Annotated in this window: 13 protein-coding genes and 2 pseudogenes; 8 read left to right on the forward strand and 7 right to left on the reverse strand. The window is 69.6% G+C overall.

From position 1 onward, the window contains the following. Positions 1 to 5: 5 nt before the first annotated feature. Both AD428_RS10690 and AD428_RS10695 read right to left on the reverse strand, forming a co-directional pair. On the reverse strand, positions 6 to 983 hold the full coding sequence (locus AD428_RS10690; protein ID WP_053245157.1) for an ABC transporter permease: 978 nt from the start codon (positions 981 to 983) through the stop codon (positions 6 to 8). Between the two features lie 70 nt (positions 984 to 1053). Continuing rightward, a complete protein-coding gene (locus AD428_RS10695) occupies positions 1054 to 2025 on the reverse strand; it encodes a succinylglutamate desuccinylase/aspartoacylase domain-containing protein (RefSeq protein ID WP_053245158.1) in 972 nt (323 codons plus the stop codon). A 90-nt stretch (positions 2026 to 2115) separates the two neighbouring features. Here AD428_RS10695 and AD428_RS10700 point away from each other — a divergent pair. The 3 genes and pseudogenes from AD428_RS10700 to AD428_RS10710 form a co-directional block, all read left to right on the forward strand. Then, positions 2116 to 2465 (forward strand): annotated as a pseudogene (locus AD428_RS10700) (ADP-dependent NAD(P)H-hydrate dehydratase); the annotation flags it as partial. Positions 2466 to 2576: 111 nt separating this feature from the next. Then, positions 2577 to 2810, forward strand: coding sequence for a hypothetical protein (locus tag AD428_RS10705; protein WP_053245159.1), 234 nt, complete (start codon positions 2577 to 2579; stop codon positions 2808 to 2810). A gap of 388 nt (positions 2811 to 3198) precedes the next feature. Then, positions 3199 to 4827: an ABC transporter substrate-binding protein gene (locus AD428_RS10710; RefSeq protein ID WP_053245160.1), complete on the forward strand. Its 1629-nt coding sequence runs from the start codon at positions 3199 to 3201 to the stop codon at positions 4825 to 4827. 66 nt (positions 4828 to 4893) lie between these two features. Here the strand turns inward: AD428_RS10710 and AD428_RS29450 are convergent, their stop codons facing one another. Beyond that, a complete protein-coding gene (locus AD428_RS29450; RefSeq protein WP_369798739.1) occupies positions 4894 to 5076 on the reverse strand; it encodes a hypothetical protein in 183 nt (60 codons plus the stop codon). Further along, complete coding sequence (locus AD428_RS10715; protein ID WP_369798740.1) at positions 5070 to 5786, reverse strand: LysR family transcriptional regulator; 717 nt, start codon at positions 5784 to 5786, stop codon at positions 5070 to 5072. The genes AD428_RS29450 and AD428_RS10715 overlap by 7 nt, the downstream gene beginning before the upstream one ends. A 145-nt stretch (positions 5787 to 5931) precedes the next feature. Between AD428_RS10715 and AD428_RS24830 the strand changes: the two genes are divergently transcribed. After that, positions 5932 to 7344: M20 family metallopeptidase (locus AD428_RS24830; protein ID WP_235489797.1), on the forward strand; the 1413-nt coding region annotated here is incomplete at its 3' end. 1 nt (position 7345) lies between these two features. Here the strand turns inward: AD428_RS24830 and AD428_RS10730 are convergent. Continuing rightward, positions 7346 to 7845, reverse strand: a pseudogene (locus tag AD428_RS10730) (enoyl-CoA hydratase-related protein); the annotation flags it as partial. Then, complete coding sequence (locus tag AD428_RS10735) at positions 7842 to 8813, reverse strand: NAD(P)H-dependent flavin oxidoreductase (protein WP_053245163.1); 972 nt, start codon at positions 8811 to 8813, stop codon at positions 7842 to 7844. The pseudogene AD428_RS10730 and the gene AD428_RS10735, both read right to left, overlap by 4 nt. Before the next feature lie 232 nt (positions 8814 to 9045). Here AD428_RS10735 and AD428_RS10740 point away from each other — a divergent pair, with 232 nt between their 5' ends. The 4 genes from AD428_RS10740 to AD428_RS10755 all read left to right on the forward strand — a co-directional run bounded on the left by AD428_RS10740 (position 9046) and on the right by AD428_RS10755 (position 13880). Next, positions 9046 to 9669: a TetR/AcrR family transcriptional regulator gene (locus tag AD428_RS10740; protein WP_152968045.1), complete on the forward strand. Its 624-nt coding sequence runs from the start codon at positions 9046 to 9048 to the stop codon at positions 9667 to 9669. A gap of 56 nt (positions 9670 to 9725) precedes the next feature. Continuing rightward, positions 9726 to 10874, forward strand: a complete 1149-nt coding sequence (locus AD428_RS10745; RefSeq protein WP_053245164.1) for an acyl-CoA dehydrogenase family protein — start codon at positions 9726 to 9728, stop codon at positions 10872 to 10874. A gap of 197 nt (positions 10875 to 11071) precedes the next feature. Beyond that, a complete protein-coding gene (locus AD428_RS10750) occupies positions 11072 to 12301 on the forward strand; it encodes a CaiB/BaiF CoA transferase family protein (RefSeq protein WP_053245165.1) in 1230 nt (409 codons plus the stop codon). A gap of 55 nt (positions 12302 to 12356) precedes the next feature. Further along, complete coding sequence (locus tag AD428_RS10755; protein ID WP_053245166.1) at positions 12357 to 13880, forward strand: 3-hydroxyacyl-CoA dehydrogenase; 1524 nt, start codon at positions 12357 to 12359, stop codon at positions 13878 to 13880. Between the two features lie 94 nt (positions 13881 to 13974). Here the strand turns inward: AD428_RS10755 and AD428_RS10760 are convergent. Then, positions 13975 to 14316 (reverse strand): c-type cytochrome (locus AD428_RS10760; protein ID WP_160318571.1); only part of this gene is annotated, 342 nt, incomplete at its 5' end.

Below are 14316 nucleotides of genomic sequence, written 5' to 3' on the forward strand. Positions count from 1 at the left end.
GGTATTCATTGAGCGGGAGTCACGAGCTGTACGCGCGGGTCGAGCGCGGCATACAGAATGTCCACAACCAGGTTGATGATGACGAAGATCAGCGTGACCAGCATCACGTAGGCCACCACCACGGGGCGGTCGAGCTGGTAGACGCTGTCGATGAGCAGCTTGCCCATGCCGGGCCACGCGAACACGGTTTCGGTGATGGTGGAGTAGGCGATCAGCGTGCCGAATTCCATGCCGATCACGGTGACGACGGGGATGAGGATGTTGCGCAGGATATGGCGGCGCACGATGCGGCCGGGCCTGACGCCCTTGGCGCGGGCGAACTTCACGTAGTCCTGGCTGCGCGCCTCGACCACGCCGGAGGCGGTCAGGCGCAGCACCAGCGCGATATTGGCCAGCGCCAGGTTGATGGCCGGCATGATGAGATGCGACCAGCCGTCGGCGGTGAGAATGGACAGCGGCACGCCCAGCACGGTGGCCGTCTCGCCGCGGCCGGTGGCCGGCAGCCAGCCCAGCCAGACGGCAAAGAGCAGGATGAGCATCATGCCCTGCCAGAAGTTGGGCAGCGAGAAGCCCAGCACCGACGAGGCCATGATGCCCCGCCCGAGCGGCTCGTCGCGGTACAGGCCGGCCACCAGCCCGAGCGGAATGCCGATCAGACAGGTCAGGCTGATGGCGACCACCACCAGTTCGAAGGTGGCGGGAATGCGCTGCACGATGAGATCGACGGCGGGGATGTTGTGCACGAAGGACGTGCCCAGGTCGCCGTGCAGCGCGCGCCACAGGAAATGGGCGTATTGCTGCCAGACCGGCAGGTCCAGCCCCAGCCGGGCGATCATGGCTTCGCGGGCGGCCTGGCTGGCTTCGGGGCTGACCAGCAGTTCGATCGGGTCTCCCACGGCGTAGACCGCGAAGAACACCACGACCGACACGGCCAGGAGGACGAACAGACTCTGTATCAGTCTGCGCAGGATGAACAGGGCCACGAGATGAGTTCCTTGCTGGGCATGATGGTTTCGTTTCCGGGAGAGGCGGGCAGGCCGCGCGCTGGCGGGGTCAGGCGATAGGCCGGGCCAGCCGGACCACGGTCACGCCCGGCCGCAGATTGGCGGTGGAGGGCATGATGAGCACGCAGTCGTCGTAGGGCGTGACGACGGGCTCGCCTTCGGACCAGCCGATCAGCGTGCCGGCGCGGGGCAGGGTTTCGAGCCCCTTCCAGGGCTGCGCGAAACGGAAATCGGCGCTCCGGGCCGCGATGGCCTCCGTGACGCGCAGCGCGCGCTGCGCGGGCGCGTCGGGCGCGAACCAGGCGGCCGGCAGGTCGGTGCGGTCCAGCGTGCCTGCCGCGCACAGGAAGCGCGCCAGCTGGTCCAGCGCCACGTCGCGCGCCTCGGGCGCGCCATGAAAGCCGCACTCGATGAGCAGCGAGCGCGTGCCATTATCGCCCGTCTCGCCGAACCGGCCATAGTCGCGCATGCGCACGCCCGCGGCGTGGCCGGCGTCGGCGATGACGTAGGCCGGGTTGCCCAGCGAGCGCGCCAGTGCGATATTGCGCGGCTCCAGCCCGGTGAGCTGCAGCGGCACGTCGGAGTTGCTCATCGAATGGAAGTCCATGAGCCAGTCGGCCCGCTCCACCCAGGGGCGCAGCTCGGCGGCGCGGCGGCGTTCCTGGGTGTCGGGCCGCGACAGCTTGTCTTCGCTCCAGACGCGGTTCATGTCTTCGTCCACGAAGCGCGACGGCGCGTAATTGGCGGGATCGAAGCGGTCGAACGCGGCCAGGTTGCAGAACGCCAGGGTCAGCGAGCCCCGGCGCGGCCGCAGCCCCGCCTGCAGCGCCGCCTTGAGCGCCCAGGCGCCGCACAGCTCGTTGCCGTGGACGAGGGCGGTGAGCATGACGCGCCGGCCCGCGACGCCCGAGTCGAAGTGCCATACACCCGGCGTGCCGGTATTGCCCTGGCGCTCGGCGGCCAGGTCCGGACAGGCAAGCAGGAAGGGGCGCGGACGCGGCGCGGATTCAGGCGATGACATGGCGACTCCGGTAAAGCGGGGGCATTGTATAGGCGATCCGGCGGATGCGGTCCCGGGGGCGCGCCCGCCCTAAGCGGCCGGGGGGCGCGNCCCACGTCCAGGCCGACCGCCCGGCCGCGGCCCGCGAACTCTCCGCCCGCTACGGCGCATGGGTGGTGCTCAAGGGCGCGGGCACCATTGTGTGCGCGCCCGACGGCCGCTGCCAGGTCAATGCCAGCGGCAACCCCGGCCTGGCGACCGCCGGAACGGGGGACGTATTGGCGGGCATGCTGGGCTCGCTGATCGCCCAGGGCCTGCCGCTGGAGCAGGCGGTGCCGGGCGCGGTATGGCTGCATGGCGCCGCCGCCGACGCGCTGGTGGCGCGCGGCATCGGCCCCATCGGCCTTACGGCCGGCGAACTGGCCGACGCGGCCCGCGCATTGCGCAATCAGAAACACTAGGGTAAACCCTATTTACAACATTCTTCTCCTGCGGCAGGAAATTCGATTGCCTTTTCATTAGGGTTATCCCTATAATGGTTTACCCCAAGACGAAACGGACTGGAGAGAACCATGAGCGAACTGACCCTGAACCACAACGCCCGCCTGACCGACGCGCTGGAGCGCGACCTGCTGCGCGGCGCCCTCGAACGCCAACCGAACGCCCACCCCCTGACCAGCCTGAAGAAGGCCGGCCACGCCGTCGCCGGCGCCATCGGCAGCTTCTTCGATTTCATCGACGAAGTGAACGAGTCGATGAACCGCGCCCGCGCCGCCAGCGCCCGCTTCTCCGGCTCCCAGTGGTAATCGCTGCCGCGCCCGGCAGGCCCGCCGCGTCCCGACCGCCGCGCAGCCTGCCGGGCGCAACACCGTAGCGGCGCCCGCGTCTTCCCCGCGCCCGCCGTGCCGGTGCGGCTGCCGACCCCTCTGCGGGCGCGATCCGCGCCGCGCCGGCCTGCTTTGGCCAGGCCCCCGCGACGCGCCTTCCCCGTCCGCCTTCCGGCGGCATCCTAGGCGTTTTCCCTAGCGCCCCTTGCGCCTGCGGCGCATTGACAGCTTCCGAACCCCCTACCGATAATCGGCCCCTTGCCGTCGCGCCCGGCGTCCGCCCCTGCCCCCGCGCCGTCCGCACGCGGCCGGCCGCCAGGCAGGCGCCGCGCACGACCCGGTCCGTTTTCCCTCCGGAGTTGTCACCATGAAGTTGCGCACCACCCTGGCCCTCGCGGCCGCCAGCGCCGGCCTGGCCGCCCTGCCCCTGGCCTCGCAGGCCCAGACGCTGAAGATCGGCCTGTCTTCCGAGCCCACCTCGGCCGACCCCCACTATCACAAGATGACGCAGAACGACGCGTTTTCCGCGCACGTCTACAGCTCGCTGGTGGGCCGCGACGCCGACATGAAGCTGGTGCCCGCCCTGGCCACGTCCTGGAAGAACCTGGACGACCTGACCTGGGAATTCAAGCTGCGCGACGACGTCAAGTTCTCCAACGGCAAGCCCTTCACGTCCGAGGACGTGCTGTTCACCATCTGCCGCACGCTGAACAACGAAACCAACGTGTCGCAGTCGTACATGGACATGACCAAGCGCATCACCGATGTGCAGACGCCGGATCCCCACACCGTCATCGTCAAGACGGCCCAGCCCTTCCCGCTCATGCCCGCCGAAATGGCGCGCTCGCTGCCCATCATCTGGAATGGCATCGTCGAGCACGGCAAGCTGACCTTCGATCCGAAAAAGGGCTGCGGCGTGACCGGCCCCTGGCCCACCGTGGCCGACTTCAACAACGGCAAGGACGCCATCGGCACGGGCCCCTACCTGCTCAAGTCCTACGTGAAGGGCACAGGCATCGAGCTGGTGCGCAATGAGAACTACTGGGGCCCCAAACCCTACTGGAAGGAAGTGAAGTTCGTGCCGGTGCCGGCCGCGGGCCCGCGCCTGACCGGCCTGCTGTCGGGCGACTTCGACATGATCGAGAACCCGGCCGCGCGCGACCTCACGCGCCTGAAGGACAATCCCAAGTTCGGCTACGTGGCCACGCCGTCCACCCGCCTGATCTTCTTCCAGCCCGACGTGGCCCGCAACCCGAGCCCGTTCGTCAAGAGCGCCGACGGCAAGAACCCGCTGCAAGACCTGCGCGTACGCAAGGCCATTTCCATGGCCATCGACCGCAAGGCCATCACCGCCCGCATCATGGACGGCATGGCCACCCCGGCCTACCAGTACATGCCCGACGGCATGTTCGGCGCGCTGCCCAAGGCTCCCGAGATCAAGTACGACCCCGAAGGCGCCAAGAAGCTGCTGGCCGAAGCCGGCTATCCCAACGGTTTCGAGCTCACCATCTCCACCACCAACGACCGCTACGTCAACGACGGCCAGGTCGCCCAGGCGGTGGCGCAGTATCTCTCGCGCATCGGCATCAAGGCCAACGTGGACGCGATGACCGCCTCCATCTACTTCCCCAAGCGCGCCAAGCGCGAGTTCAGCTTCTCCATCGGCGGCTGGCCGGCGGAAACGGGCGAAGCCTCGGCGCTGTTCCAGCTGTGGGTCGCCTCGCTGGATTCGCCCAACAGCCTGGGCACCAGCAACTACGGCGGCTTCTCCAACGCCGATTTCGACAAGGTCTACAAGCAGGCCATCGTCACCGTGGACGCGCCCAAGCGTGAAAAACTGCTGCAGGAATCCACCCGGATCGCCCTGGACAACGTGCCGCTGATCCCGCTGCACTTCGAAAGCAGCATCTGGGCCTTCCGCAAGGGCATCACCTACGAAGGCCGCCGCGACCAGTACACGCTGGCGATGTCGGTCAAGCCTGCCGGCCAGAAGTAAGGCGGCCCCCCGCCCCCCCCCGAAAAGACGCCGCCGGCCCGCGGCGTCTTTTTTTTTCCGCCGGGCCTACAGCTCGTCCAGCCGCCGCGCCAGCAGCGCCGCGAAAGCCTCGGCCTCGGCCGGCAGCAGGCGGCCCTGCATCACCTGGATCTGCAGCGTGCGCGACTGCAGCTCCGCATTGGCGATCGGCACGGCGGCGAGTTCTTCTTCCGCCAGTCGCCACGCCACCGATACATGGCCGCTCAGCATGATGGCGTCGGACCGCCGCACGAACGCATGCAGGCGCCCGAGTAATTCGTGGTCAGGGCCGGTTCCAACGTCACCGAATCCAGGGCGCAGCCCAGCTCGAACAGGCGACGGGTGGTGGTGGCCGCGCCGGTCAGCGCCAGCGGATAGCCGCCCAGCTCCGATAAGTCCAGGCTGGCGCGCGAGGCCAGGGGATGGCCGGCGCGCATGACCGCATAGACGGGCGCGCGGCGGGAATGCCGCACGGTCACGCCCTGGCCGCGCTCCATATTGAAGGTCACGGCCAGTTCGGCCTCGCCGCTCGCCACGCGCCGCGTGGCTTCGAGCGGCGAGGCCACGTGGAGGTCGAAACGCACCCAGGGCCATTCGGCGTGGAATTCGGCCATGGCCTGGGGCAGAAAGCCCTGCGCCGGCCCTTCGGACGAGGCCACCCGTATCTCGTTGCGCGGCGAACCTTTCAGCCCGGCGATCTGGCGCAGCACCGATTCGGATTCCAGCAGCGAACGGCGCGCATGCGCCAGCAACAGGCGGCCCGCCTCGCTCAGCACCATGCCGCGCGCCGCGCGCTCGAACAGCGGCGCGCCCGCCTCTTCCTCCAGCTTGGCGATCTGGCGGCTGATGGCGGACACGGCCACGTGCAGCCGCGCCGAGGCCGCGCTCAGGCTGCCGGCGTCGGCCACTTCCACGAAATACTTCAGGGCGATGCCGTGCATGCGCGGCTCCGGGAAAAGAGATCCTTGCCGAAAAGGCAAAGCAATGAACAATTATTCTAATTGTCGAGAAAGGACGCGCGCTCCTAGAATTTTTCGCCATTGCCAACGAAAACGGCGCGCCACGACGCGCCGGGATGGGAAAACCGTGTCAGCAGCAGTTTCGAGCGCCACCCGCGAGGCCGCCATCGCCCGCGCCGTCGCGCAGGCCGATGGCGGCGCCTTGCAGCGCGAATTGGCCGGCCTGGTGGCTTACCGCAGCGAAAGCCAGAACCCCGCCCAGCGCCCCACGCTGTATGCCTATCTGCGCGAAGCCGTGGCGCCGCGCCTCGAACGGCTGGGCTTCGCCTGCCGCATCGCCGAAAACCCGGCCGCGGACGGCCCGCCCTTCCTGCTGGCCCACCGGGTGGAAGATCCCGCCCTGCCCACCGTGCTGCTCTATGCCCATGGCGACGTGGTGCGCGGCTACGACGAACAGTGGCGCACCGGCCAGGGCCCGTGGCGGCTCACCGCCGAAGGCGACCGCTGGTACGGACGGGGCACGGCCGACAACAAGGGACAGTACTGCATCAACGTAAATGCCCTGGAACAGGTGCTGGCCGAACGCGGCGGCCGCCTGGGCTTCAACGCGCGCATGCTGGTGGAATGCGGCGAGGAAGTCGGTTCGCCGGGCCTGCACGACGCCTACCGCCTATGGAAACAGGAGCTGGCGGCCGACGTGTTCATCGCTTCCGACGGGCCGCGCCTGGCCGCCGAACGGCCCACGCTGTTCCTGGGCTCGCGCGGCACGCTGCTGTTCGACCTGACCGTGGACCTGCGCGAACACGCGCACCATTCCGGCAACTGGGGCGGGGTACTGCCCAACCCGGGCCTGCTGCTGGCCCATGCGCTGGCCGCCCTGGTGGACGCGCGCGGCCGCCTGCTGGTCGAAGGATTGCGGCCGCCTCCCGTGCCGCCCGCCGTGCGCGAGGCGCTGTCCACCATCGAGGTGGGCCGGGACGAGGACGCCCCCGAGCTGGACCCCGGCTGGGGCGAGCCGGGGCTGACCGTGGCCGAGCGCCTCTTTGCCTGGAACACGCTGGAAGTGCTGGCCTACAAAACCGGCAACCCCGACAACCCGGTGGGCGCGATTCCGCCGCGCGCCTGCGCCACCTGCAACCTGCGCTTCGTGGTGGGCACGGACTGGCGCGGCGCCGCGGGCATCCTGCGCCGCCATCTGGACGCGCACGGCCTGCAATGCGTGCAGGTTTCAGTGCGCAGGGGCACGCCCGCCACGCGCCTGGACCCGGACGACCCCTGGGCGCGCTGGGCCCTGGAATCGCTGGCGCGCACGACCGGCAAGGCGCCCGCCCTGCTGCCCAACCTGGGCGGCACCGTGCCCAACGATGCATTCTCGGAAGTGCTGGGCCTGCCCACCGTGTGGGTGCCGCATTCCTATCCGGCCTGTTGCCAGCACGGCCCGGACGAACACCTGCTGGCCAGCGTCGCGCGCGAAGGACTGGCCGTCATGGCCGGGCTGTTCTGGGACCTGGGCGAACAGGGCCCGGCCCTCGCCGCCCGGNGCGCCGGCGAGCCGGGGCATGAGCAGGCTGGACGCGCCTTCGGGGCACAGCCCCAGCGCCACGAAGGGCATGCGCAGCGTGGCGGCGTCGCCGATATGCACGAAATCGCAGTGCTGCAGCAGCGTGACCCCGATGCCGATGGCGTAGCCTTCCACCGCAGCGATGACGGGCGCCTCGCACGTCGAGAGCACGCGCAGGAACGCCAGGCCGGCGCTGTCGCCCGGGCCCCGCCCGGACTGGAAATCGCGCAGGTCGTTGCCGGCCGTGAAGTGCTCGCCGGCGCCGGTGAGAATCACCGCGCTGACCGAGGCGTCGGCCGAGGCCTGGGCGATCCGTTCCGACAGCGCGCCATAGGTGGCCGCGTCCAGCGCGTTGCGGCGGTCGGGACGGTTGATCGTCAGCGTGACGACCGAACCCTCGCGCTGCGCCAGCAGGCTGGCGGGCGTGTCCTCGAGCGGCGCGTTCCGGTGGCCGCCCGCGGGGCGGTCCGGCGGGCTCATGCGAAGCTCCCTTCGGACAGGCGGGCGCGGGCCTGGGCGTATTCATGGCGCAGGGTGGCCACGATTTCGCGGGTGGGCGCCACGCTGGCGATGCCGCCCACGCCCTGGCCCGCGCCCCAGATGTCTTTCCACGGCTTGACGCGGGTGGAGCCGAAATTGGAGGCGCCGCGGTCCGGCTCGGGCAGGTTGGCCGGGTCCAGCCCGGCGGCCACGATGCTGGATTTCAGGTAGTTGCCCGGAATGCCGGTGAAAAACGGCGTATAGAGAATGTCCGAGGCGCTGGCCTGGACGATGGCCTGCTTGTAGCCTTCGCTGGCATTGGCTTCGGCGCTGGCGATGAAGCGCGTGCCCATATAGGCGAAGTCCGCGCCCATCGCCTGGGCCGCCAGGATGTGCTCGCCCCGCGTGATCGCGCCCGAGAGCACCAGCGGGCCGTCGTAGAAGCGCCGTACTTCGGACACCAGGGCGAAGGGGCTGAGGGTGCCGGCATGGCCGCCCGCGCCCGCGCACACCAGGATCAGCCCGTCCACGCCGGCTTCCAGGGCCTTTTCGGCATGGCGCAGCGTGGTGACGTCGTGAAAGACCTTGCCGCCCCACTCGTGGATGCCCTTGACCAGGTCGCCGGGCGCCCGCAGGCTGGTGATGATGAGCGGCACGCGGTGGCTGGCGCAGACCGAGAGATCCTGCTCGAGCCGGTCGTTGGACTGATGGATGATCTGGTTGACGGCGTAGGGCGCCACGCGGGCGCCGGGGTTGGCCTCGCGGTAGGAGGCCAGCCCGGCCTGGATCTCGTCCAGCCAGTCGGTCAGCAGCGATTGGGGGCGCGCATTGAGCGCCGGGAAAGCGCCCACGATGCCGCTGGTGCATTGCTCCAGCACCAGCTTGGGGTTGGACACGATGAACATCGGGGAACTGATGACAGGCAGCGTCATCTGGCCGTACAGCTCGGTCACGAGGGAGTGGGGCATGGCTTCTGGAGCAGCGTGGTGGGGTCGGAGCAAGCGGGGCGGATGCGCGGCGCGAAGCCGGGCCCGAGCGACGGGCCCGAACGCAGGACTTGAGCGCGCGCCGGCACCATGCCTATAATTACCTACCGACCGTCCGGTAATTAATTAATCCTTATTTAACGGCATGCCCCAAATCCCTGTCAATGGAGCCGCGCGCTCCCGGCGGGCCGGGGGCTGCCTGCCCCGAAATCCCATGGACATCGTCACCGCCGCTTCCCCCAAACGCGCCCGCGCCGGCCGTCCGCCCACCCTGGCCGCGCCCCGCGAGCGCATCCTCGAAGAGGCCGCGCGCCTGTTCGCCAGGAGCGGCTACGACGGCAGCTCGGTGTCCGACCTGGCCGCTGCGCTGGGCGTGTCCAAGGCCGCGATCTATCACTACTTCACCACCAAGCAGGACATTTACGACGCCATCATCCTGTCCGTGCTCGGCGGCCTGGTCCAGGCGGTGGGCCAGGAAGTGGCGCGCGCGCAGGGCGCAGCGCAGCGGCTGCGCGCCTTCATGCTGGCGCACGCGGGCTACTTCGAGGCGCACCACGCCGAGTTCGTGACCATGCTGATCGGCTATTCGGGCATGGCGCTGCCCGAGCGCGAAGACGCCGCGCGCCTGCGCGACGACTACGAAAAGCGCCTGCGCGAGATCATCGCGCAGGGCGTGGACGACGGCAGCTTCCGCGCCCTGGACGTCGCCGCAACCGGACGCGCCGTGCTGTCGCTGCTGAATTGGATGGTGCGCTGGTACAAGCCCGGCCAGGGCGACAGCGCCGAGCAGATCGCCGCCGGCTATTTCGATCTGGTCGTGAACGGCATGCGCGCCTGAGCGCGCCGTCGCGCAATCTTTTCCGACATATTCGAGACATACCTGGAGAACCCGCCATGGCCCTGGATACCGAAACCCTGAACCTGCTGCTGGACGCCGTGCGCCGCTTTGTGCACGAACGCCTCATTCCCGCCGAAGACGCGCTGGCCGCCAGCGGCGAGATTCCGCCCGACATCGTCAATGAAATGCGCGAGCTGGGACTGTTCGGCCTGTCCATCGCCCCCGAGTACGGCGGCCTGGGACTCAATATGGAAGAAGAGGTGCGCGTGGTGTTCGAGCTGGGCCAGACCTCGCCCGCCTTCCGCTCGCTGGCCGGCACCAACATCGGCATCGGCTCGCAGGCCATCGTGCTGGCCGGCACCGACGAGCAGCGCCAGCGCTACCTGCCCAGGCTGGCCAGCGGCGAGCTCATCGGCTCCTTCGCGCTCACCGAGCCCGACGCGGGCTCCGACGCCATGTCGCTGCGCGTGAGCGCCGAGCGCGACGGCGATCACTACGTGCTCAACGGCACCAAGCGCTTCATCACCAACGCGCCCATCGCCGGCCTGTTCTCCGTCATGGCGCGCACGGCGCCCGAGCGCAAGGCCGGTTCCATTTCGTGTTTCCTGGTCGAGGCCGGCACGCCCGGCCTGTCCATCGGCAAGCCCGACAAGAAAATGGGTCAGGCCGGCGCGCTGACCAGCGACGTGGTGTTCGACAACTGCCGCGTGCCGGCCTCGGCCCTGCTGGGCGGCGAGGAAGGCAACGGGTTTCGCACCGCGATGCGCGTGCTGGACAAGGGCCGGCTGCATATTTCGGCGCTGTGCGTGGGCATCGCCGACCGGCTGCTGCGCGACGCGGTCAAGTACGCCACCGAACGCAAGCAGTTCGGCCAGCCGATTTCCGAGTTCCAGCTCATCCAGGCCATGATCGCCGACAGCCAGGCCGAGCTGTACGCGGCGCGCTGCATGGTGCTGGACGCCGCCCGCATGCGCGACCGCGGCGAGAACACCACCCTGCAGGCCGCCTGCTGCAAGCTCTTCGCCACCGAGATGGTGGGCCGCGTGGCCGACCGCGCGGTGCAGATCCACGGGGGCGCGGGCTACATGTCGGAATACGCGGTGGAGCGCTTCTATCGCGACGTGCGCCTGTTCCGCATCTTCGAGGGCACCTCGCAGATCCAGCAACTGGTGATCGCGCGCGAGACGATCAAGGCGAATTCCTGAGAGTCCGGCCTCCGGACAGGCGCGCGCCGCGCGCGCCCGAAAGGCTAATATCCTGTCTGGTTCCGCGGGTCCGGGGCGCGTCCCCGGCCGCACGGCGCCGGCGGCCCGCGCCGCCGGCATGGTCGAGATTCCCCGGCTGGCGCATGCCGCGAGCCGGACGTCATCCGTATTCATCCATTCCCTGGCGAAAAATACCCATGTCGCAACGTCCCGCTCCTCTCACCGGCATCCGCGTGCTGGACCTGACCCGCGTGCTGGCCGGCCCCTGGTGCACCCAGAACCTCGCCGACCTCGGCGCCGAGGTCATCAAGATCGAACGTCCCGGCAGCGGCGACGACACCCGCGCATGGGGGCCTCCCTACCTCAAGGACGCCGCGGGCAACGACACCAGCGAGGCCGCCTATTACCTCTCGGCCAACCGCAACAAGCTCTCCGTGGCCCTGGACATCGCGTCGCCGCGCGGCGCCGAACTGGTGCGCGCCCTGGCCGAGCAGAGCGACATCCTGGTCGAGAACTTCAAGGTGGGCGGCCTGGCCAAGTACGGCCTGGACTACGAAAGCCTCAGGCAGGTCAATCCGCGCCTCATCTATTGCTCCATCACGGGCTTCGGCCAGACCGGCCCCTACGCGAGCCGTCCCGGCTACGACTTCATGATCCAGGGCATGGGCGGGCTGATGAGCATCACGGGCGAGCGCGACGACCTGCCCGGCGGCGGCCCGCAGAAGGCCGGCGTGGCGGTGGCCGACCTGATGACCGGCATGTACTCCACCGTGGGCATCCTGGCCGCGCTGCACGAGCGCGGCCGCAGCGGGCTGGGCCAGCACATTGACATGGCGCTGCTCGATTGCCAGGTGGCCATGATGGCCAACCAGAACCTCAACTACATGACCTCGGGCAAGGCGCCCAGGCGCGCCGGCAATGCGCACCAGAACCTCGTGCCCTACCAGGTGTTCGCCGCCAGCGACGGCCACCTCATCGTGGCGGTGGGCAACGACAGCCAGTTCCGCAACTACTGCGGCGCGATCGGGCTGCCCGAGCTGGCGGCCGACCCGCGCTTTTCCACCAACCCGCAGCGCGTGAAGAATCGCGAGGAGCTGGTGCCGCTGCTGGCCGAGCGCATGGCCACGGGCGAGCGCGACCACTGGCTGGCGGCGCTGGAGGCGGTGGGCGTGCCGGCCGGCCCCATCAATACGCTGGACCAGGTCTACGAAGACCCGCAGGTGCTGGCGCGCGGCATGAAGCGCGAGCTGCCGCACCCGGCGGCCGGCGTGGTGCCCATGGCGGCCAGCCCGCTCAAGTTCTCGGACAGCCCGGTGGAATACCGCCGCGCGCCGCCCATGCTGGGCGAGCACACGGCCCAGGTGCTGTCCGAACGGCTGGGCCTGTCCCAGGAAGAAATCCAGGCGTTGGCGCAGTCGGGCGGCTGACGCCGTCCGCCGCGCGGCGCGGTTGTCGTTTCACAATACAGGCAGGAGATAGTTGATGACGGAGATTCAAACCATCGGCGTCGTGGGCGCCGGAGCCATGGGGCGCGGCATCGCGCAGATCGCGGCGCAGGCCGGATTGCGCGTGCGCCTGTACGACACTAGCGCCGAGGCCATCGCCGCCGCGCGCGAGTCGCTGCGCGGCACCTGGGAAAAGCTGGTCCAGAAGGGCAAGATGGCGCAGGCCGATGCGCGCGCTTCGCTGGAGCGGGTGGAGTCGGCCACGGCCCTGTCCGACATGGCCCAATGCCAGGTCGTGATCGAGGCCATCGTCGAGCGCCTGGACGTCAAGCGGGATCTCTTCGCCGCCCTGGAGGGCGTGGTTTCTGACGATTGCATTCTTGCGTCCAACACCTCTTCGCTTTCCATCACCGCCATTGCCGCCGCGTGCAAGCGTCCGCAGCGTGTGGCGGGCTACCACTTCTTCAATCCCGTGCCGCTGATGAAAGTGGTGGAAGTGATCGACGGCCTGCGCAGCGCGCCCGAAGTCGGCGACACCCTGGCCGCGCTGGCGCGCCGCATGGGGCACACGCCCGTGCGCGCCAAGGACATGCCGGGCTTCATCGTCAACCACGCGGGGCGGGGCATGAACACCGAGGGCCTGCGCGTGGCGCAGGAGGCCGTCGCCAGCTTCGCCCAGGTCGACGCCATCATGCGCGAGCAGGCCGGCTTCCGCATGGGGCCGTTCGAGCTGCTGGACCTCACGGCGCTGGACGTGTCGCACCCGGTCATGGAATCCATCTACCGCCAGTTCTTCGACGAGCCGCGTTTCCGTCCGTCTCCCATCACGACAGTGCGCCTGGCGGGCGGCCTCATCGGCCGCAAGACCGGCGAAGGCTTCTATGCCTATGTCGACGGCCAGAAGCAGGTGCCGCCCGAGCCGTCCGTGCCGGCGCTGCCCGAGGGCCTGAAGGTCTGGGTCAGCCCCCAGCACGCCGAAGGCCGCGCGCGCGCTGTCCAACTGCTGCAGGATCTGGGCGCGGCCCTGGCGGAGGGCGCGCAGCCGCCCGCCGACGCGCTCATCGTGGCGACACCGTTCGGCGAAGACGTGTCCACCGCCGTGTCGGCCCAGGGCCTGGACGCCGCCCGCACCGTGGGCCTCGATACCCTGCATCCCTTTGCCGGCGCCAAGCGCCGCACCGTCATGGTGTCGCCCGCCACGCAGCCGCGCTGGCGCGACGCGGCGCACGCCCTGTTTGCCAAGGACGGCGTGCCCGTCTCCGTGATCCAAGACTCGCCCGGCTTCGTGGCGCAGCGCATCGTGGCCACCATCGTCAACATCGCCAGCGACATCGCCCAGCAGCAGATCGCCACGCCCGAGGACATCGACCGCGCCGTCACCCTGGGCCTGGGCTATCCGGTCGGGCCGCTGTCGCTGGGCGACAAGCTCGGCGCCCCGCGCATCTACGAAATCCTGAAAAACATGGAGCGCGTCACGGGCGATCCCCGCTACCGTCCCAGCCTCTGGCTGCAGCGCCGCGTGCAGCTGGGCATGCCGCTCACCGCCAGCGCCGCCGGCTAGGCCGCGCCGCCGCGCTCGCCAAGACGAAACGCCCCGCAAGGGGCGTTTCGTCTTGGCGAGCGCGCAATGTCCGGCCTGCGCGCGGGCCGTTGGCTTACTTGGCGTGGTCCACCATGTACTGCACGGCCGCGCGGATGTCTTCTTCCGTGGCGTTGGCCGCGCCGCCCTTGGGCGGCATGGGCGGTTTGCCTTCCATGGCGACCTTGACCATGGCGTCGAGGCCCGTCTTGATGTAGGGCTCCCAGTCGGCCTTGCTGCCGAACTTGGGCGCATTGGCCACGCCGGTGGCGTGGCAGGCGAAACAGGTGCTCTTGTACAGCTTCTCGCCCGCCGGGTTGACGGCGGCGGTCTGCGCCGAGGGGGCGGGAGCCGGAGTGGGCGCAGCCGCGGGCGCCGGCGCGGCGGCAGGCGCGGCAGCGGCTGCCGGAGCAGCCGT

It is taken from the genome of Achromobacter sp. DMS1, from assembly GCF_001270295.1.

Coding starts and splice junctions, on each gene's coding strand:
- AD428_RS10740 (WP_152968045.1), top strand. CDS start 9,046: ATGGACATCGTCACCGCCGCTTCCCCCAAACGCGCCCGCGCCGGCCGT.
- AD428_RS29450 (WP_369798739.1), bottom strand. CDS start 5,076: ATGCTGAGCGGCCATGTATCGGTGGCGTGGCGACTGGCGGAAGAAGAA.
- AD428_RS10695 (WP_053245158.1), bottom strand. CDS start 2,025: ATGTCATCGCCTGAATCCGCGCCGCGTCCGCGCCCCTTCCTGCTTGCC.
- AD428_RS10745 (WP_053245164.1), top strand. CDS start 9,726: ATGGCCCTGGATACCGAAACCCTGAACCTGCTGCTGGACGCCGTGCGC.
- AD428_RS10710 (WP_053245160.1), top strand. CDS start 3,199: ATGAAGTTGCGCACCACCCTGGCCCTCGCGGCCGCCAGCGCCGGCCTG.
- AD428_RS10750 (WP_053245165.1), top strand. CDS start 11,072: ATGTCGCAACGTCCCGCTCCTCTCACCGGCATCCGCGTGCTGGACCTG.
- AD428_RS10705 (WP_053245159.1), top strand. CDS start 2,577: ATGAGCGAACTGACCCTGAACCACAACGCCCGCCTGACCGACGCGCTG.
- AD428_RS10735 (WP_053245163.1), bottom strand. CDS start 8,813: ATGCCCCACTCCCTCGTGACCGAGCTGTACGGCCAGATGACGCTGCCT.
- AD428_RS10715 (WP_369798740.1), bottom strand. CDS start 5,786: ATGCACGGCATCGCCCTGAAGTATTTCGTGGAAGTGGCCGACGCCGGC.
- AD428_RS10755 (WP_053245166.1), top strand. CDS start 12,357: ATGACGGAGATTCAAACCATCGGCGTCGTGGGCGCCGGAGCCATGGGG.